The sequence below is a fragment of the Sphingomicrobium lutaoense genome, from assembly GCF_014195685.1.
Classification (GTDB): domain Bacteria; phylum Pseudomonadota; class Alphaproteobacteria; order Sphingomonadales; family Sphingomonadaceae; genus Sphingomicrobium; species Sphingomicrobium lutaoense.
Genome location: NZ_JACICF010000001.1, coordinates 805183 through 823877, shown reverse-complemented (window position 1 = coordinate 823877; position 18695 = coordinate 805183). Strand labels below are relative to the sequence as shown.

General features: G+C 63.5%; 19 protein-coding genes. 12 read left to right on the top strand and 7 right to left on the bottom strand.

The window, feature by feature from the left end; genetic code table 11:
- Positions 1 to 9: 9 nt before the first annotated feature.
- The 4 genes from FHS50_RS03840 to FHS50_RS03825 are packed head-to-tail and all read left to right on the top strand — an operon-like array spanning position 10 to position 1577.
- A complete protein-coding gene (locus FHS50_RS03840) occupies positions 10 to 357 on the top strand; it encodes a phage holin family protein (protein ID WP_183933057.1) in 348 nt (115 codons plus the stop codon).
- A complete protein-coding gene (locus FHS50_RS03835) occupies positions 354 to 791 on the top strand; it encodes a hypothetical protein (RefSeq protein ID WP_183933056.1) in 438 nt (145 codons plus the stop codon). The genes FHS50_RS03840 and FHS50_RS03835 overlap by 4 nt, the downstream gene beginning before the upstream one ends.
- Positions 788 to 1285: a DUF883 family protein gene (locus FHS50_RS03830; protein ID WP_183933055.1), complete on the top strand. Its 498-nt coding sequence runs from the start codon at positions 788 to 790 to the stop codon at positions 1283 to 1285. Before FHS50_RS03835 ends, FHS50_RS03830 begins: the two co-directional genes overlap by 4 nt.
- A gap of 52 nt (positions 1286 to 1337) precedes the next feature.
- Positions 1338 to 1577, top strand: a complete 240-nt coding sequence (locus FHS50_RS03825; protein ID WP_183933054.1) for a DUF4170 domain-containing protein — start codon at positions 1338 to 1340, stop codon at positions 1575 to 1577.
- 36 nt (positions 1578 to 1613) lie between these two features.
- On the opposite strand, the gene FHS50_RS03820 is transcribed toward FHS50_RS03825, so the two are convergent.
- The 4 genes from FHS50_RS03820 to carA form a co-directional block, all read right to left on the bottom strand.
- On the bottom strand, positions 1614 to 2246 hold the full coding sequence (locus FHS50_RS03820; RefSeq protein ID WP_183933053.1) for a rhomboid family intramembrane serine protease: 633 nt from the start codon (positions 2244 to 2246) through the stop codon (positions 1614 to 1616).
- 2 nt (positions 2247 to 2248) lie between these two features.
- Positions 2249 to 2725 carry a transcription elongation factor GreA gene (gene greA / locus FHS50_RS03815; protein ID WP_183933052.1) on the bottom strand — a complete coding sequence of 159 codons (477 nt, stop codon included), beginning with the start codon at positions 2723 to 2725 and terminating at the stop codon, positions 2249 to 2251.
- Positions 2726 to 2802: 77 nt separating this feature from the next.
- Complete coding sequence (gene carB, locus FHS50_RS03810) at positions 2803 to 6162, bottom strand: carbamoyl-phosphate synthase large subunit (protein ID WP_183933051.1); 3360 nt, start codon at positions 6160 to 6162, stop codon at positions 2803 to 2805.
- The gene (gene carA, locus FHS50_RS03805) at positions 6163 to 7332 is read right to left on the bottom strand and encodes a glutamine-hydrolyzing carbamoyl-phosphate synthase small subunit (protein ID WP_183933050.1); all 1170 of its coding nucleotides are present in this window, start codon (positions 7330 to 7332) and stop codon (positions 6163 to 6165) included.
- A 136-nt stretch (positions 7333 to 7468) separates the two neighbouring features.
- On the opposite strand from carA, the gene FHS50_RS03800 reads away from it, so the two are divergent.
- The 7 genes from FHS50_RS03800 (at position 7469) to metC (ending at position 15215) form a co-directional block, all read left to right on the top strand.
- A complete protein-coding gene (locus FHS50_RS03800; protein ID WP_183933877.1) occupies positions 7469 to 7924 on the top strand; it encodes a GatB/YqeY domain-containing protein in 456 nt (151 codons plus the stop codon).
- Between the two features lie 6 nt (positions 7925 to 7930).
- On the top strand, positions 7931 to 9742 hold the full coding sequence (dnaG, locus tag FHS50_RS03795) for a DNA primase (protein ID WP_183933049.1): 1812 nt from the start codon (positions 7931 to 7933) through the stop codon (positions 9740 to 9742).
- A 10-nt stretch (positions 9743 to 9752) separates the two neighbouring features.
- Complete coding sequence (gene rpoD / locus FHS50_RS03790) at positions 9753 to 11765, top strand: RNA polymerase sigma factor RpoD (RefSeq protein ID WP_183933048.1); 2013 nt, start codon at positions 9753 to 9755, stop codon at positions 11763 to 11765.
- A 238-nt stretch (positions 11766 to 12003) separates the two neighbouring features.
- The gene (locus FHS50_RS03785) at positions 12004 to 12300 is read left to right on the top strand and encodes a PspC domain-containing protein (RefSeq protein WP_183933047.1); all 297 of its coding nucleotides are present in this window, start codon (positions 12004 to 12006) and stop codon (positions 12298 to 12300) included.
- Between the two features lie 189 nt (positions 12301 to 12489).
- Entirely contained in the window at positions 12490 to 13173 is a 684-nt protein-coding gene (locus FHS50_RS03780) for a DUF6975 family protein (RefSeq protein ID WP_183933046.1), read from the top strand.
- Between the two features lie 37 nt (positions 13174 to 13210).
- Entirely contained in the window at positions 13211 to 14053 is an 843-nt protein-coding gene (locus tag FHS50_RS03775) for an AAA family ATPase (RefSeq protein ID WP_183933045.1), read from the top strand.
- A gap of 4 nt (positions 14054 to 14057) precedes the next feature.
- Complete coding sequence (gene metC, locus FHS50_RS03770; protein ID WP_183933044.1) at positions 14058 to 15215, top strand: cystathionine beta-lyase; 1158 nt, start codon at positions 14058 to 14060, stop codon at positions 15213 to 15215.
- Here the strand turns inward: metC and FHS50_RS03765 are convergent.
- The 3 genes from FHS50_RS03765 to FHS50_RS03755 form a co-directional block, all read right to left on the bottom strand.
- A complete protein-coding gene (locus FHS50_RS03765; RefSeq protein ID WP_183933043.1) occupies positions 15212 to 15433 on the bottom strand; it encodes a helix-turn-helix domain-containing protein in 222 nt (73 codons plus the stop codon). The two genes, metC and FHS50_RS03765, sit on opposite strands and share 4 nt — an antisense overlap.
- Positions 15433 to 15873: a DUF2975 domain-containing protein gene (locus FHS50_RS03760; RefSeq protein ID WP_183933042.1), complete on the bottom strand. Its 441-nt coding sequence runs from the start codon at positions 15871 to 15873 to the stop codon at positions 15433 to 15435. The genes FHS50_RS03765 and FHS50_RS03760 overlap by 1 nt, the downstream gene beginning before the upstream one ends.
- 113 nt (positions 15874 to 15986) lie before the next feature.
- A complete protein-coding gene (locus FHS50_RS03755; RefSeq protein ID WP_183933041.1) occupies positions 15987 to 17423 on the bottom strand; it encodes a methyl-accepting chemotaxis protein in 1437 nt (478 codons plus the stop codon).
- A gap of 82 nt (positions 17424 to 17505) precedes the next feature.
- Here FHS50_RS03755 and FHS50_RS03750 point away from each other — a divergent pair, with 82 nt between their 5' ends.
- A complete protein-coding gene (locus FHS50_RS03750) occupies positions 17506 to 18687 on the top strand; it encodes a vWA domain-containing protein (RefSeq protein ID WP_183933040.1) in 1182 nt (393 codons plus the stop codon).
- The last annotated feature ends 8 nt before the right edge of the window (positions 18688 to 18695 follow it).

Sequence of the window (18695 nt, the reverse complement as noted above, 5' to 3'; positions counted from 1 at the left end):
CGAGGCCGGATGCTGGACAAGAGCGAGGATCCGCAGCAGTTCGATGCCGACAAGGGCATCGGCGACATGCTGGGCAAGGTGGTGGCAGACGCCCGCGAACTGGCCGAGGCCGAGGTAGAACTCGCCAAGGTCAAGGCGCTCAGCCATGCCAACCGCTATCGCCGGCCCGCGATCCTGTTGGGCGCGGCGCTGCTGTTCGCGATCGCGGGCGTCGTTGCGCTCATACTCACGATCGGTGCGGCATTGGCAACGCTGATCGGCCCGCTTGGCGGCGGGCTGATCGCCACTCTCATCGCCCTCGCAATTGCGGGCGGACTGGCCATGTGGGCCAAGTCTTCACTGGAGAATATCGAATGAAGACCGATCCCCGAGTGATCGCCGCCCAGAACAATGTGGAGGCCAAGCGCGCGCAGCTGATGCACAGCACCAAGCTCGCGATCGGCGAAGCCAAGCGCCGGCTCGCCCCCGATCTGGTCGCCGACCAGGTCTGGGAAGCGACCAAGAACAAGGCCGAACGCATCGCGCAGGAAGCCACCGTCGCGGCGCGCAACCGGCCCTGGCTGGTCGGCGGGGCGATTGCCGCCGCGACGCTGTTCATGGCGCGCAAGCCCGTCTCCCGCCTCGCCAGCAATGCCTATCAGCGCGTGACGTCGGACCATGACGAAAAGGCCGCGAGGCTCGCCGATGAAAAGCTCGAGATGAGTGCCCCCGAAAGCCCCGTCGCGGTGGCCCGCATGGCCAAGCGCGTCACCCCCAAGCAAGAGAAAAGGAAAGTGGAGAAGGTCAAATGAGCGTCAAGGACAAAGCCAAGCAGGCACAGGAAAAGATGAGCGAAACCGCACGCGCGGCACGCGAAAAGATGGGCGATGCCTATGACGGTGCCCGCGACAAGACCGCGGCGGCCTATGGCACCGCCCGTGAAAAGGCGATTGCCGCTTATGACTCGAGCCGTTCGAGCGCGCGTAATGCAAAAGCGAAGACCGGCGAAGGCATCCAGGAATCCCCGCTCCTCGCCCTGGGTGGCGGCCTTGCGCTGGGGATGATCCTCGGCGCGCTCCTGCCCCGCAGCGAACGCGAGAAAAAGGCCCTGTCTGACGTCGGCACCAAGCTCAACCAGCGCGCCCACAGCGCCTATGATGCAGCTCGCGACGCCGGCAAATCGACCCTCGAGGAAAAGGGCATCACCACCAGCGCGGCCGAGAATGTGGTTCGCGACGTCGTGAAGGGCCTTGGCAGCGCCGCTCGCCGTTCGGCCGACGCGGCGACGCAGGCCGTCAAGAAGTGACGCGTCTCATGGCGGCTTCGCAAAACGGCAAAATGCTGCTAGCGGGCCGCCCATGAGCAAGCTTCATTTGGTTTTCGGCGGCCGGGTGAAAGACCCGCGTGGCCTTGAATTCACCGACCTCGAATCGATCGATCTCGTGGGTCTCTACGACAATTATGCCGCCGCCGAAGAGGCTTGGCGCGGCTGTGCGCAGCGCACCGTCGACGATGCCGAGATGAAATATGTGGTGGTCCATCTGCACCGCCTCCTCGAACCCGAGGTGGACGTCGAGGCCGAACAGCCCGCCGACTAACGGCGCACCGCAGGAATGATGCCGCTGCGCCTGTCGTCAGGCGCGGCGGTATTTCCAGATTAAAAGCGGTGTGAACATCGCCATCCCCGCGACGAACCCGCCGACATGGGCGGCAGTCGCGATCTGCGGCCCCCCGCTATTCCCCAACAGGTCGATCGCCCACTGGAGAAACACCCAGAAGGCCAGCAGCCATGCCGCATTGATGAGGCGATTGAGCGCGGGCGAACGGGTGAAGGCCTTGGGCGCGCTGAACGCCAGCGCATAGGCCCCCAGCACCGCACTCACCGCGCCCGAGGCACCCACCATCGGCACGAGCCCTTCAGGCTCGGTGAGCCATTGCGCGACCCCCGACGCATAAGCCCCGACGAGATAGATGAGAACAAGGTGGAGCTTGCCGAGGATCCGCTCGACCGACATCCCGCACCATAGGAGGATGAGCAGGTTGGAGATGAGGTGCACATAATCGCCGTGCAACAGCGTCGCCGACAAGGGCGTGAGCCAGGCGGGAAGCGCGCCCGGCAGGTCAGCCAACCCCGAAAGCCGGACAGGGATCATCCCCCCGCGCATCGCGGCTTCGGGAAGAAGGCCGGCAGCCAGCACCAGGACGCTGGCGAGGACGGTCAGGACCGCGATCCAGAAAGTGACCGTCCGGGTGGCGCCGGCCCACATGCCTATTTGAATTCCACCTTGGCGATTTCGTAATAGCGGTCGCCCGCAGGGGTGGTGACTTCGACTTCGTCACCGACCGTGCGCCCGATAAGCGCGCGGGCCAGCGGCGAATTATAGCTGATCCGGCCCGCCGAAGCGTCGGCCTCGGTTTCGCCGACCAGCTGATAGACCTTCTTGTTGTCGTCCTCGTCGAGAAGCTGGACAGTCGCGCCGAACACGACCTTGTCGCCCGACAGTTCGGCGGGGTCGATCACCATCGCGCGGCTCAGCCGGTCCTCGATGTCGGCGATCATTGCCTCGATCTGGCCCTGCCGCTCCTTGGCGGCGTGATATTCGGCATTTTCCGACAGGTCGCCATGCGCCCGCGCTTCCTCGATCGCGTCGATGACCGCGGGGCGTTCGATTGTCTTCAGTCGGCGCACTTCATCCGACAATTTGCGGTGGCCTTCTGCCAGCATGGGCACTTTTTCGGTTGCCATCGCCAATAATTCCTTTGTCAAAACCTGCCCACCGCCCCCTTATGGGAGCGCATGGCGGACCGGTTGTGGTGGATAGTTCAGGTGCCGGAATAATAGGACTGAAGCGACCGAACTTCAAGAGTCTCCGGATCGGCCTTGCCGATGATCCTCGCCACCACCGCACTTGCGCCCACGGTCGTGAAATAAGGCACATGGTTCTTGAGCGCGGCTTCGCGGATCGCCTGGCTGTCCTTCAGTGACTGCCAACCCTCGGTGGTGTTGAAGACCAGCTGCACCGCCCCGTCCTTGATCTTGTCGACGATATGGGGGCGGCCTTGCGCGACCTTGTTCACCGCCTCGACGCGCACGCCGTGATCGGACAGGAAGGCCGCCGTGCCATCGGTGGCGATGATCTTGAACCCCTCGGCATCCAGCATCTGGGCGGGCGCGAGAATCTGGTCCTTGTCGCTTTCCTTGACCGAGATGAAGACGCATCCCGACTTGGGTAGCCGCGTTCCCTCGCCAAGCTGCGCCTTGGCAAAGGCAGCATCGAAACTGGCTGCGATTCCCATGACTTCGCCGGTGGACTTCATTTCCGGTCCCAAGACCGGATCGGTGCCCGGGAAGCGCGCGAAGGGGAACACCGGCTCCTTAATCGCGAAATGGTCGATCCTGCGGTCGATGGGTTCGAACTCGGCCAGCTTCGCCCCCGCCATCACCTTGGCGGCGATCTTGGCGATGGGCCGGCCGATCGCCTTGGCGACGAAGGGCACCGTGCGGCTCGCGCGCGGATTGACCTCGATGAGGTAGATGACGTCACCCTTCACCGCATATTGGACGTTCATCAGCCCCCTCACCTTGAGCGCCTTGCCCAGCGCTTCGGTCTGGCGCTCAATCTCGGCGATTGTGCGCGGCGGCAGGCTGAACGGCGGAATCGAACAGGCGCTGTCGCCCGAATGGACGCCCGCTTCCTCGATATGCTGGAGAATGCCGGTCACCGCGACATTATCCCCGTCGCAGATTGCATCGACATCGACTTCGATGGCGTCGCGCAGATAGCGGTCGATCAGCACGGGCGACGACCCCGAGACCTGCACTGCGGTATTGATATAATGGTCAAGCTGCGCGGGGCCATCGACCACTTCCATCGCGCGCCCGCCCAGCACATAGCTCGGCCGCAGGAGCACCGGATATCCGATCTTCTCGGCCACCGCGACCGCTTCATCGCGGCTGCGCGCAATGCCATTCTCGGGCTGAGTGAGGCCCAGCTTGTTCACCAGTGCGGCAAAGCGCTCGCGATCCTCGGCCAGATCGATGCTGTCGGGATCGGTGCCCAGGATGGGAACGCCATCCTCCTCTAGGTCTGCCGCCAGCTTGAGCGGGGTCTGCCCGCCCAGCTGCACGATCACGCCCTTCAGGCTGCCTGCCTCGCGCTCGGTCTCGATGATCTCGAGGACATCCTCGGCGGTCAGCGGCTCGAAATAGAGGCGGTCAGAGGTGTCGGGGTCGGTCGAGACGGTCTCGGGATTGCAGTTGACCATGATGACTTCATGGCCCTCGCCCTGGTCCTCGCCGGCCTCCTCACCGCGCATCCGCCCGAGGGCGTAAGCGGCATGGACGCAACAATAGTCGAACTCAATCCCCTGCCCGATACGGTTGGGCCCGCCGCCGAGGATCACGATCTTCTCGCGGTCCGAGACATTGGCCTCGTCCTCGGGCTCGCCGAACAGCGGCGCTTCATAGGTCGAATACATGTAGGGCGTGACCGCATCGAACTCGGCGGCACAGCTGTCGATGCGCTTGAACACCGGGCGCACGCCCAGCTTGCGGCGATGGGCGCGCACTTCGCGCTCGTTCACCCCGCCCGCCATGGCGCGCATTGCATCATGGACGACGCCCGAACCTTCCTTCTTGGTCTCGCCAAGGCTGGCATGGAGCGAATGCGCCGCCAGTTCGGCAAGCCGCGCATCGGAAAAGCCCATCGCCTTCAAGCGGCGCATGTTCGCCGCGCTCTGCGGCAGGCCATTCTCGCGCACCTCGTTCTCGGCCGCGACAATCTCCGCGAACCGCTCGAGGAACCAGGGATCGAAATGGCTGATCTGGTGGACCCGTTCGACGCTGAAACCCTGCCTGAGCGCCTCGGCAGCAGCAAGGATGCGGAAGGGCGTCGCCCGCCCCAGCGCATTCTCGATTTCGGCTTCGCTCGCACCATCCAGCTCGGGCACGCGGTCGAGGCCGGTCAGCCCCGTTTCGGTGCCGCGCAATGCCTTCTGGAGGCTCTCGGCGAAGTTGCGCCCGATCGCCATGACTTCACCCACCGACTTCATCGCGGTGGAAAGCAGCGGCGGCGTGCCCGCGAACTTCTCGAAGGCGAAGCGCGGGATCTTGGTGACGACATAATCGATCGTCGGCTCGAAGCTCGCGGGCGTCGCGCCGCCGGTGATGTCGTTGGAAATCTCGTCGAGCGTATAGCCTACCGCCAGCTTGGCTGCGACGCGCGCGATCGGGAATCCCGTCGCCTTGGACGCCAGCGCCGAGGAACGCGACACGCGCGGGTTCATCTCGATCACCACCATGCGGCCATCCTTAGGATTGACCGCGAACTGGACGTTCGACCCGCCGGTCTCGACCCCGATTTCGCGCAGCACCGCGATCGAGGCCGACCGCATCCGCTGATATTCCTTGTCGGTGAGCGTCAGCGCCGGGGCGACGGTGATGCTGTCGCCGGTATGGACGCCCATCGGATCGACATTCTCGATCGAGCAGACGATGATGGCATTGTCGGCGCGGTCGCGCACGACTTCCATCTCATATTCCTTCCAGCCGAGAACGCTTTCCTCGATCAGCACTTCGTCGGTCGGCGAGGCGTCGAGCCCGCCCTTGACGATGTTCTCGAATTCCTCGCGGTTATAGGCAACGCCCCCGCCGGTGCCGCCCAGCGTGAAGCTCGGCCGGATGATCGCGGGAAGCCCGATATCCTCGAGCACCTCCCACGCCTCGTCCATCGTATGGGCGATCGCGCTACGCGGGCTTTCCAGCCCGATCTTGTCCATCGCCGCCTTGAACTTCTCGCGGTCCTCGGCCTTGTCGATCGCCTCGGCCTGCGCGCCGATCAGCTTGACGTTGTGCTTCTCGAGGATGCCCAGCTTGTTGAGCGAGAGCGCGCAGTTAAGCGCAGTCTGGCCGCCCATGGTGGGCAACACCGCATCGGGCTTTTCCTTCTCGATGATTTTTTCGACCACCCGCGGCGTGATTGGCTCGACATAGGTGGCATCGGCCATGCCCGGGTCGGTCATGATGGTCGCCGGGTTGGAGTTGACCACGATGACGCGATAGCCCTCTTCCTGGAGCGCCTTGATCGCCTGGCTACCCGAATAATCGAACTCCGCCGCCTGCCCGATGACAATGGGACCGGCGCCGATGACGAGGATGGAGGAAATGTCAGTGCGTGCGGGCATTTATTTCATCATCCCAACAAATTTTTCAAAGAGATAGAAGCTATCCATCGGCCCCGGGCTCGCCTCGGGATGATATTGGACGCTGAAGGCGGGACGGTCGGTCAGCTCGATGCCGCAATTGCTGTCGTCGAACAGGCTGACATGCGTTTCCCGGACCGTGTTCGGCAGGCCTTCGCGCATCACGGCAAAGCCATGGTTCATGCTGGTGATCTCGACCGCGCCGTCCTCGCAGCGCTGCACCGGATGGTTGGCCCCGCGATGCCCCTGGAACATCTTCGCGGTCTTGCCCCCCACCGCGAGCGCAAGCAGCTGGTGCCCGAGGCAGATGCCGAACAGTGGCTTGCCCGTTTCCAATAGCTGCCGGATCACCGGAATGGCATATTCGCCCGTCGCCGCCGGATCGCCCGGCCCGTTCGACAGGAAGAAGCCGTCGGGTTCATGCTTCATGATGTCCTCGAAGCTCGCATCGGCGGGCACCACCGTCACCCGCGCCCCCGCTTCGACGAGATTACGGAAGATGTTGCGCTTGGCACCATAATCGATGGCGACCACATGCGGCGCCTTGGGATCGGCATGGTCGAGCCGATAGCCCTCGCCCAATTCCCAACCCCCGTCGGACCATTGGAAAAGCTGCTTGGCCGACACTTCCTTGGCAAGGTCCATGCCTTCCAGTCCCGGCCAGTCGGCGGCCATCTTCTGCAGCTTGTCGAGGTCGAATTCGCCCTTCTCGTCATGCGCGATGGCGATGGTCGGCGGCCCTTCGCGGCGCACCAGCTGGGTCAGCGCGCGGGTGTCGATCCCGGCGATGCCGATGCGGTCGTTCTCGGCCATCCAGTCGGGGAAATCGACGGTCGAGCGAAAGTTGGACGGGCTCGTCACTGGCTCGCGCACGATCGCGCCCAGCGCATGGGCGACGCTTGCCTCGACATCTTCCTCGTTCGATCCGACATTGCCGATATGGGGGAAGGTGAAGGCGATCACCTGCCGCGCATAGGAAGGGTCGGTCATCACTTCCTGGTATCCGGTCATCGAGGTGTTGAAGCAAAGCTCGCCCACCGCTTCGCCGGTGGCGCCGAAGCCCTGGCCCCAGATGGTTCGCCCGTCGGCAAAAACAATGACTCCGGTTGCGCCCTGGGGACGGGGTGCGCGCGCGTGGGTCGGCTCGGCCATGAGGGGCTGCTCCTGAAGGGGTTCGGCAATGTCGCTAAGCCGCAGCGGCTACGCGGGTTTTCAGCCAAGGTCAACGCTGTGAAATCATTGAAATTGCGGCTAGACTGAAATCTTTCCTGAAATGAGCGGAGGCGACATGATTCGCGATACGTTGAAAGCGGCGCAAATCGAGGCAATGAAGACCAAGGCGATGGAAGCCTTGCAGACCATCCGGCTCATTCAATCCGAGATCAAGAACAAGGACATCGAACTGCGCGGCAAGGAAATCGCCGACGACGATGCCCATGTCACCGCGGTCCTCCAGAAAATGGTCAAGCAGCGCCGCGAATCGGCGGAGATGTTTCGAAAAGGCGGAGCCGACGACCGCGCCGCACAGGAAGAAGCCGAAATCGCGGTCATCGAACGCTACCTTCCCAAGCAGTTGGGCGACGAGGAAGCCGATGCCGCGGTCCGCGCGGTCATCGCCGACACCGGCGCCACCTCGATGAAGGACATGGGCAAGGTGATGGCCGAAATCCGCGCGCGTCACGGCGCGGCAATCGAACCGGCAAAGGCCAGCGCGATGGCCAAGGCGGCTCTTTCAGGCCAATAAGAGGCGATGAGCCTCTCGCCTGCCTTTCTCGATGAACTGCGCGCCCGCACGCGCATCAGCCAGGTCATCGGGCAGGACGTGAAGCTCATCCGCGCGGGCAAGGAATATAAGGCCTGCTGCCCCTTCCATAACGAGAAAACGCCCAGCTTCACTGTCAATGACGAGAAGCAGTTCTACCATTGCTTCGGTTGCGGCGCGCATGGCGACGCGATCCGCTATCTTACCGATGCGCGCGGCCTCGGCTTTATGGACGCGGTCAAGGAATTGGCGGGCAAGGCGGGCATGGAGGTCCCCGCCCCCGATCCGCGAGCGCAGGAACGCGCCGAACGCCGCGCCGGACTGGTCGACGTCACCGAAGCCGCCGCCACCTGGTTCCGCGAGCAGCTGGGCGGAATCGAAGGTGCGGGTGCCCGCGCCTATCTCGACCGGCGCGGCCTCACGAAGGAAACCATCGCCAAGTTCGGTCTCGGCTTCGCACCCGACACGCGCGGCAAGCTGAAAGCAGCGCTCTCCCGTTTCGGCAATGACAAGCTCATCGAAAGCGGGATGCTCATCCGGCCCGACGACCGCGAGCCCTACGACCGCTTTCGCGGACGGCTGATGATCCCGATCCGCGATCCGCGCGGCCGCACCATCGCTTTCGGCGGCCGCATCATCGGCGAAGGCGAACCCAAATATCTCAACAGCCCCGAGACCCCGCTCTTCGACAAGGGGCGGCAACTCTACAATCTCGACCTCGCCGCCGCGGCGTGCCGCAAATCGGGGCGCATCCTCGTCGTCGAGGGCTATATGGATGTCATCGCTCTCGACCAGGCGGGGATCGGCGAAGCGGTCGCTCCGCTCGGCACCGCTCTTACCGAGGGGCAGCTCCAACTTCTCTGGCGACTGAGCGATGCGCCCATTCTCTGTTTCGACGGCGATGCCGCCGGACGGAACGCCGCGATCCGTGCCGCCGAACGCGCCCTCCCCATGCTCGGCCCGCAGCGCAGCCTCGCTTTCGTCGAACTACCCACGGGCAAGGATCCCGACGACCTCGTCAAGGAAGGCGGCAAGGAAGCCTTCGAAGCCTTGCTCGCCAAGGCCGAACCGCTGGTCGAGAGGCTGTGGCGCCACGAACGCGATGCGGCGCCGCTCACCACGCCCGAAGCGCGCGCCGGCCTCAAGCAACGTCTCTTCCAGCACGCCAAGTCGATCGAGGACGGCAGCCTCTCGCAACTTTACCGAGAAGAATGGCTCGCCCGCTTCGATGCGCTGCTCGGGCGCGGGCAAGGCGCAGCGACACCACGCTGGCAGAAGAAAGGCGGGCGCTGGACGCCCCCTCCCCCGCCCGCAAGCGCGGCGGTCAAGGACATCAGCCGGGTGGGCATCGGCGGTCCGCAGGTCGCCGCATTGCTCCGTGGTTATGCACTCTATCCCGAGGCGATTGCCGAAAGTGTCGAGACGCTGGCAGCGCTTCCGATCGCCGATCCGCTGCTCGCGCGGACCCGCGACCGGCTCGTCGATGCGGCTTTTTCCGGCGAGTCGCTTGATCGCGAGGCCATTGCCACCATATTGGCAGCCGATGGCTTGGGCGGACCGCCCAGACCGTCGATGGGATTCAGTTTCACGCGTCCCGAATCCGATGCCCCGACGGCGCGGAGGGACCTGGGCCTGGCTCTCGAGGCGATCGCTGCAACCGCGGAGATCGAATTGGCATTGGACGAGGCAACGAAACGACTGGCAGGCGGCGATGCGGACGCCTTTGCCGAGCAGCAAAAATATCATGCCGCTCGCGCAGAGATGAACGACAGGCTGGCATCACTGGCAATAGGCGACTAAGCGGCACAAGATGGCAAAAAAAGACAACGCAAAAGCGGACGACGGCGACCAACCGCTGATCGACCTCAACGACGCGAAGATCAAGAAACTCATTGCCCGTGGCAAACGCCGCGGCATCCTCACCTATGACGAGGTCAACGAGGCGCTGCCCTCCGACCAGATGAGCCCCGACCAGATCGAGGACATCATGTCGGCCATCTCCGAGATGGGCGTCAACATCGTCGACAGCGACGAGGAGGACGAGGAAGAAGTCGAGGCCATCGACGAGAAGGACGGCGCCAAGAAAGACCCCAAAGCGGTCAAGGCGACCACCAACACCAAGGAACGCGCCGACCGCACCGATGACCCGGTGCGCATGTATCTGCGCGAAATGGGCGCGGTCGAACTGCTTTCGCGCGAAGGCGAAATCGCCATCGCCAAGCGAATCGAGGCAGGCCGCGACACGATGATCTGGGGCCTTTGCGAAAGCCCCATCACCTTTAACGCCATTATCGAATGGTCGAACGCCCTCAACGAGGAAACCATGCAGCTGCGCGAGATCCTCGATCTCGAAGCGATGATTTCCAAGGGCCCCAGCGCCGAGCAGCTCGCCAAGTCCGAAGAAGAGGATGACGACGGAGAGATCAGCGAGGAAAATGCCGGTCCGACCATCACCGACGATGACGACGACAGCGACGAAGAAGAAGGCGAAGAAGGCGAAGAAGGCAAGACCGACGCCAGCGGCCGCCCCAAGCGCGAGGAAGAAGAAGAGGATAACACCCTCTCGCTCGCGCAGATGGAAGAAGCGCTCAAGCCCGTCGCTCTCGAAAAGTTCGCGGAAATCACCGCGCTTTACAAGAAATTCTCCAAGCTGCAGCGCGAACGGCTGGCGGCTCTCGAGGCCGGGGACGAATTCCCCAAGGCCAAGGAAACCCGCTACCAGAATCTGTCGGGCGAACTCACCGCGCTCGTCGAAAGCGTGCAGTTCCACAATGCCAAGATCGAATATCTGGTCGATCAGCTCTACGGCTATAACCGCCGCCTGATGGCGCTGGGCGGCCAGATGCTGCGCCTCGCCGAACGGCACAAGGTCAAGCGCGCCGACTTCCTCAAGCAGTATGAAGGCAACGAGCTCGACGACCAGTGGCTCAAGACGGTCGCCAAGATCGACGCCAAGTGGAAGAAGTTCGCCACCAGCGAAGCCGAGACGGTCGAGCGCATCCGCGGCGAGATCGCCGAGATCAGCCAGCTTACCGGCATGAGCCTGCCCGAGTTCCGCCGTATCGTGAACCAGGTCCAGAAGGCCGAACGCGAAGCGCGCATCGCCAAGAAGGAAATGGTCGAGGCGAACCTGCGTCTCGTGATTTCGATCGCCAAGAAATACACCAATCGCGGCCTGCAGTTCCTCGACCTCATCCAGGAAGGCAATATCGGCCTGATGAAGGCGGTCGATAAGTTCGAATATCGCCGCGGCTACAAATTCTCGACCTATGCGACCTGGTGGATCCGCCAGGCGATCACCCGCTCGATCGCCGACCAGGCGCGCACCATCCGCATCCCCGTGCACATGATCGAAACGATCAACAAGCTGGTACGCACCTCGCGCCAGTTCCTGCACGAAACGGGTCGCGAACCCACGCCCGAAGAACTGGCCGAACGGCTCTCGATGCCGCTCGAAAAGGTTCGCAAGGTGATGAAGATCGCCAAGGAACCGATCAGCCTCGAAACCCCGATCGGCGACGAGGAAGATTCGCATCTCGGCGATTTCATCGAAGACAAGAATGCGGTCATCCCGGTCGATGCCGCGATCCAGTCGAACCTCAAGGAAACGGTCACCCGCGTCCTCGCCAGCCTTACGCCACGCGAAGAACGTGTGCTGCGTATGCGCTTCGGGATCGGCATGAACACCGACCATACCCTCGAAGAGGTCGGCCAGCAGTTCAGCGTGACCCGCGAACGCATCCGCCAGATCGAGGCCAAGGCGCTCCGCAAGCTCAAGCATCCGAGCCGCAGCCGGAAGATGCGCAGCTTCCTCGACCAGTAATCGACCCAACGTCACGACAGGGCCGGTCATTCCTCACGGGAGTGGCCGGCCTTTTCTTCGCCGTCGACGATTGGCGTAATTCCCCAACCCGATTGGGGAACCTCCCCAATCCCCGATAGTTAGGTTTCGACTTGAAACGGGGATTATCGCTCTTATCTGCGCTTTTCGCCGCTTGGCACGTGCTATGCATCATCCTCGCCATGGCCAGCGTCATGGCATGAGGAAAAGGGATCGTTCGATGAAAGAGAATTTGCTGACCCGCAACGACACGCTGCTCGGTATCTGCCAGGGCCTTGGCGAGGATTTCGGCTTCAACCCCCTGTGGCTGCGCCTTGCCTTCATCGCGCCGCTCTTCTGGTTCCCCGCGCAGATGGTCGCGCTCTATCTCGGGCTCGGGCTTGTCGTTCTGGTTAGCCGTCTTCTCTTCCCGGCGCGTCGCGATGCCGCCGAGACAGGACCGCTGCTCGTCGCATCCAATCCCGCCGATCCGTCGGCCGACGCCGACGAGCCGACCGAGGTTTCCGAAGCCGCCTGAACGGGTCGCAGGTCAAGCGGTCGGCTCCAGGCGGGTCGACCGCGCAAAAATGTCCCGATCTGGGCCAGAAATTAACTTGCCTCACCAAATAGTGAACGGCGCATAAACCCCGTCTTTACGCGCCTTGGGTAAGGACTGTGGCTTAGAGCGATGGCGATCATCGGAAGTCACCAGGAAGGAGCAGGTTTGATGGCGGGAAATGCGGCAGTCGATCAGAGCGCGCCGGGCGTTGCCGACACCCAACTGGCACGCATTGCCGCGGACGGAAGCCGCGTCCATGACCATGCCCTCCACCTCCAGGCCGCCGACGGCCCCAGCGCCGCCCGCGACCTCGCCGACGCAGTGCATCTCCTGTGCAGCATCTATGGCCGTCATCCCGGCATGATCGAGCTGGCGCTGGCGACCACGCCCGCCGGTCCGATCCGCGAATGGATGATGGGCGCCGCCGACGCGTTCGAGCGCGAACGGCTGTTCCTCGTCCGGCTGACCGCCGCGGTCGGCCCCCTGCCCTCGACGCCAGGGGCGCATGAAACCGAAGCGGTGCTGCGCGCCCAGCGCCGCGCCGTCGAAACGCTCGCCCAGTCCGAACGCCAGGGCTGCGCATTGGGCGCCGCCACCGCGCTCACGGGCGACTGGCCCGTCATCCGCGCAATCCTCGACCGCTGCGCCGCGCGCGTCGGCGTGGACGCCCCCGAATCGATCCTGCCCGGCGACGATGACAGCGCCGCGCTCATCCGCGAACATATCGTCGGCCCCGGCCCGGAACGGGCGCTGGCTTTCGGCGCCGAACAATTGCTGCTCCAGCACCGCGGCCTGTTCGACCTGCTCGAAGCCCGCGCCGGCGCGCGCGACAAGGCCGACGGCATCGGCTGACTTGCCTATCGCCCGCCCGCATCTTAGGGCGGCAGACATGAAATTCGATGGAACGTCCGACTATGTCGCCACCGAGGACCTGAAGGTCGCGGTGAATGCTGCCGTGGCGCTACGCCGCCCGCTTCTCGTCAAGGGGGAGCCCGGCACCGGAAAGACCGTGCTGGCCCATGAGATCGCCAAGGCGATCGACGCCCCGCTCATCGAATGGCACGTCAAGTCGACGACGCGCGCGGTGCAGGGCCTCTACGAATATGACGCGGTCGCACGCCTGCGCGACGGCCAACTGGGCGAAGAGCGGGTCCATGACATTTCCAACTATATCCGCAAGGGAAAGCTGTGGGAGGCCTTCACATCGGAAAGGCTGCCCGTCCTCCTCATCGACGAGATCGACAAGGCCGACATCGAATTTCCGAACGACCTTCTCCAGGAACTCGATCGCATGGAATTCCATGTCTACGAGACCGGCGAGACGGTGAAGGCCAAGGACCGGCCGGTGGTGGTGATCACCTCCAACAACGAAAAGGATCTGCCCGACGCTTTCCTGCGCCGCTGCTTCTTCCACTATATCGCCTTCCCCGGCCGCGAGACGATGGAAGCGATCATCGACGTGCATTTCCCGGGCATCCAGAAGATGCTGGTCCGCAAGGCGCTCGACATATTCTACGCCGTGCGCGACGTGCCAGGCATCAAGAAAAAGCCCTCGACCAGCGAACTGCTCGACTGGCTCAAGCTCATCCTGCACGAAGACATGCCGATGGAGGTCCTCGCCGACGCCGATCCGCGCAAGGCGATCCCGCCTCTTCACGGCGCTCTTCTCAAGAATGAACAGGACGTGATGCTGTTCGAGAAGCTCGCCTTCATGTCGCGGCGCGACCGCTGATCCGATGGGCGGGGGTCGGCGAAAAACCGAAACGCGCCTCATCCATCCGGACGCCCATGCGTCGCGCGACTTCGAGGCGGTCCCGACGCCCATCTACCGCGCCTCGACGGTCTTTTTCGACAGCCTCGCCGAAGCCTTCGATCATGGCGAGGACCATTACCGTTATGGCGTCAACGGCACCCCCACCACGCGCGAGCTTGAGCTGCGCATGGCAGGTATCGAGGGTGCTGCCGGTTGCATCCTCGCGCCCAGCGGTCTCGCCGCGATCGCCCTCACCTATATCGCCTGCTGCCGCCCCGGTGATCATGCGCTGCTGCCTGCCTCGGCCTATGCCCCCAACAGCCGGATCGCCCGCTTCCTCGCCGATTTCGGGATCGACGTTCAGATCTACGACCCTTGCATCGGCGCCGGCATCGAAAGCCTCGTGACCGACCGCACCCGCCTCATCTGGTGCGAAAGTCCGGGCTCGATCAGCATGGAAGTGCAGGACATCCCCGCGATCTGCAAAATCGCGGCACGGCACGACATCCTGGTGGCGGTCGACAATAGTTATGCCGCGGGCCTGCTTTTCAATCCGCTGACCCATGGCGCAGATCTGTCGGTCCATGCCCTCACCAAATATCCGGGCGGCCATGGCGATGTGCTGATGGGCTGCATCAATGCTCGCAGCGATCGGATGGCGAAAAAGATGCGCGATACCGCGCGCCTCCTCGGCATTTGCGTCTCGCCCGACGATGCGGCGCTGGTGCTGCGCGGCCTGCCAAGCATGGCAATGCGCATCGCCCATGTCGAACGCCAAGCGCTCGATCTCGCTCGTTGGATGCGTGATCAGCCATGCGTCGAAAAAGTGCTGCATCCCGCCTTTCCCGATTGTCCGGGCCATGAAATCTGGAAGCGCGATTTCTCGGGCTCGGCGGGCATCTTCTCGGTCATCTTCCTCGACTGGTCGCGGGCGCAGGTCGAGGCCTTCGTCGACAGTCTCGAACTGTTCCGCATCGGCTATAGCTGGGGCGGCCCGGTCAGCCTCGCGATGGCCTATCGCGGTCTCGACCGCCCCACCCCCGAAAAAGGCGCGCGCCTCGTCCGGTTCAGCGTGGGCTTCGAGGATGTCGAGGATTTGCGCGCCGACCTCGCCCGCGCCATCGAGCGGGCCAGCGGCTAGGCGGCCTGCTCATCCACTGCCATGCAGTCGAGAAGATCGCCGGGTTTGCAGTCGAGTTCGGCGCAGATCCGTTCGAGCGTCGCGAAGCGGATGCCCTTCACCTTGCCCGAGCGGAACAGGCTCATCTGGGTTTCCGATATGCCGACACGCTCGGCCAGTTCCTTGCCGGTCATCCCGCGCCGCGTCAGCATCCGGTCGAGCGTGACGATGATCGGCATCAGACGAACTCGTCCAGTTCGCGGCGCACTTCGGCGGCTTCGCTGAGGTGGCGCGAGAAGATCGTGAGCCCCGCACCCAGCACGCCCACCGTGATCGCGGTCAGGTCAAAAATGAACAAGGGTCCGCCCTCACCTAGCAACTGCGCAAGCAGCGCGACCCCGAAAACCTCGAGAAGGCTGCCGATGAACAGGGCGATGCCCACTCGGCGAAGCAATCGTCCGATTACGCCCTGCCGCCGGTTTTCGGACAGCGCCACCAGCGCGCGCCACACCGCCCCGATCGCAAAGATGTAGAGCGGCATTGGAAGCAGGGAGGCATAGAAGAAGGGCCGGTCGACCGCGAGATAATCGGCGCCGACGACCTGCGCGGCGAAAAGAAGGATGACGGCGATGAGAACGAGGAGCGTGGCGGTTGCCAGCCATTTGCTCCGTTCGACCATGCGCGCCCCCTCCTGCGATTTTGGAATACCGAGTCACTCGCGGAACGCCCGACTAGCCTGCCACGAGAGAGGTTAAGCGCCCCTCGGGCCGGCGGTCAAGCGATCAGACGCACTCAACCGTCGTCGCGATAGGCCAGTTCGTAATTGCCCCAGCGCTTGCCCTTGATGAACAGCGGCACGTAGACATTCTTCACCGGAATGGCTTCGTCACCGCGCGTCATCAGGTAGCTCATCAGTGTCAGCTGGTCATTGCCATGGGCATAGCGGGTCTGCTCGTCCATCAGGATGCGGCGATTGCGACAATGAGCGTCGTTCCAAACAGGATCGCTTCCCTGCGGCTGCGAACGGTCGCTGGTATGGGTCGGGAGGAAGCCGTTGGGGTCCCCGATGGTCGTGCCGATGATCCGGTTGTCGCCCGCCATGATATGGTCGAGGATCGGCCGGATGTGCCGGTCCGCGGTCTCGCAGAAATCGGTGTCATATTGCTTGGGATCGCTGCCCGGCTGCTCGCGATAATTGCGGTCGAACACCTGTTCCAGGGTGATTTCGCCTTCGTCGATCGCCTTTTCGATCACCGCCTGGATATCGCGCATATTCTGCTGCGCCTTGAGGATCATCGGCGTGTCGTCGATCTCGGCGCCCGAATTGGCGAGCGTGTTGAGCATGGTGTTGGTCAGCATCTCGAGATGTCCGAGCCGCTTTTCGGCTTGCACCAGCTTGCCGCCATTGTCGCGCGCATCCTCGGCAAATTCGCTCAGGCCCGCCTGCACCCGGTCGACGCTCGACTGGATGAGGCTGGTCGAATGGGCAATACCCTCGGTCTGTCGGTCGACCATGCCGACAAGATCGCTCACTTCGCTCATCGTGCCGCCGATGATGTCGAACCCGGTCTGTGCGGCGCGGCTGCGCTCGACGCTGTCGTTGATTTCGGAAGTCACCGCCCCCGCCTCGCGGGTGAGTTCGCCGATCGTCTCGGCGATCTGGCTGGTCGCCGAGCGCGTGTCATGCGCCAGCTTCTTCACTTCGGCGGCGACGACGGCAAAGCTGCGCCCCGCCTCGCCCGCGCGCGCCGCTTCGATGGTGGCATTGAGCGCGAGCATATTGGTCTTGCGGGCGATCACCTCGATGGTCGAGGAGACATTCTGGACCTGGTGCATGGCCGAGGCGAAACCCGCCATCCGTTCGCCCAGCTGGACGATCAGTTCGGTCAGCCCCTTGAACCCCGCGATCGTGTCGTCGATCGCTTCGCGGCCTTCTTCCAGCTTGGTCTTGGCCTGTTCGGACAGGAGGCGCGCTTCGTCGGTCGAATCGGACACCCGGGCCTGGTCGGTCAGAAGCGTCTTGGTGACTTCCTCGAGTTCGTCGAGCTTGCCTAGATGATCGCTGATCCGCCCCGCGACCGCCTCGACATAGCCCGCGACATCGCTGCACTCCATCGACAGGGAGCCACAGTCGCGCGCGACCTTTCGGATCGCATCTTCGGTAATCTGCTGAATGCCCTCGGTGGCCATGACCTCGCTCACTCCGATCTGGATGAATTCAAGGGTCACATAAGCGGCAAATCGCTACTTCTTCGTTAACCACGCGGGCAGAGTGTTTGCCCTCCCCCTCGCTCGGGGATAGAAAGACGCCATGTTCATTTCCTTCGTCGATGCATTGCGCGCCGCGGGCATCCCCGCGAGCCTCAAGGAGCATCTCACCCTGCTCGAAGCGCTCGACAAGGAAGTGATCGCCGCCGATCCCACCCAATTCTATTATCTCGCCCGCGCCACCTTCGTGCATGACGAAGCCGCGCTCGACCGCTTCGACCAGGTATTCGGCGAGGTCTTCAAGGGCCTCGAACGCGCCGAGGGCGAGGAACTGGCGCGCGACCTTCCCGAAGACTGGCTGCGCGCCGTCGCCGAACGCTACTTCACCCCCGAGGAAATGGCCGAGATCGAAAGTCTCGGCAGCTGGGACGAGATCATGGAGACGCTCAAGAAGCGGCTCGAGGAACAGGAAGGCCGGCATCAGGGCGGCAACAAGTGGATCGGCACCGGCGGCACCTCGCCCTTCGGACACGGCGGCTACAACCCCGAAGGCGTACGCATCGGCGGTCCCGGCAAGCATGGCCGGGCGATCAAGATCTGGGAAAAAAGGCTGTTCCGCGACCTCGACGGCGAACGCGAGCTGGGCACGCGCAACATCAAGGTCGCGCTCAAGCGCCTGCGCCGCTTCGCCCGCGAAGGCGCCGCCGAGGAACTCGATCTCGACGGCACGATCGACGGCACCGCCCGCCAGGGCTGGCTCGACGTCCGGATGCGCCCCGAACGGCACAATGCCGTCAAGCTACTGCTCTTTCTCGACATCGGCGGATCGATGGACGCCCATGTCCAGCAGGTCGAGGAGCTATTCTCCGCTGCGAAGAGCGAGTTCAAGCATTTCGAACATTATTATTTCCACAACTGCATCTACGAAGGCGTGTGGAAGGAAAACCGCCGCCGCTGGGACGGGCAGACCCCGACCTTCGACATCCTCCACAAGTTCGGCCCCGAATATAAGTTGGTGATCGTCGGCGACGCCTCGATGAGCCCCTATGAAATCACCCATCCGGGCGGCGCGATCGAACATTATAACGAGGAAGCGGGCCTCACCTGGATGAAGCGCCTCACCGACGCCTACAAGAGCGCCGCCTGGCTCAATCCCGTTCCCGAGCAATATTGGGACCACTCCATGTCGACGCGCATCCTCAAGGAAGCGATGAACGACCGGATGTATCCGCTCACATTGGACGGCCTCGACGAGGCGATGCGCGAACTCAGCCGAAAGCATTAGCGATGCTC